Origin of the sequence: Streptomyces viridosporus, assembly GCF_002078235.1 — a bacterium.
Classification (GTDB): Bacteria; Actinomycetota; Actinomycetes; order Streptomycetales; family Streptomycetaceae; genus Streptomyces; species Streptomyces viridosporus.
On the sequence record NZ_MSGP01000981.1, the window covers coordinates 1 to 540 of the forward strand.

Consider the following 540-nt stretch of genomic DNA (forward strand, 5'->3'; position numbering starts at 1 on the left):
CTGGGTCGACCCGGGCCGCGATCTGACCTTCCAGTTCATGACCCAGTTGCGCCCGAAGAGCTCCCTGCGGATCTACCCGGAGCTGAAGCGTCTGGTGCACGAGGCCGTCATCGGCTGAGACGCCGCCGGCCTCAGGACAGCCACCACCGCCCTCAGTGCAGCCATCGGCCCAGGACGGCCACCGGCCCAGGACAGCCGCCGGACAGAGGGCGGCCACCGGCTCCGAACGACCGCCGGCCTCAGGACAGATGGGCCACCGCGTCCAGATGGGGCAGGTGGTGGTCCATGCGCTCCCGCTTGGTGCGCAGGTAGGTGATGTTGTTCTCGCACGGCGGGATCAGCAGCGGCACCTGCTCGGCGACCTGGATGCCGTGCCGCACCAACGCCTCGCGCTTGCGCGGGTTGTTGGACATCAGGCGCACCGACCGCACGCCCAGGTCCTGGAGCATCCCGGCGGCGACACCGTAGTCGCGGGCGTCCACCGGCAGGCCGAGGGCGAGGTTCGCCTCGACGGTGTCCAGGCCCTCCGCCTGCAGGGCC

At 71.1% G+C, this 540-nt stretch carries 1 protein-coding gene; it reads right to left on the minus strand.

What is annotated here, in order from left to right:
• Positions 1-239 precede the first annotated feature (239 nt).
• The coding region (locus B7L92_RS39030) for a GTP cyclohydrolase II (protein WP_497592139.1) at positions 240-540 on the minus strand (301 nt) is incomplete at its 5' end.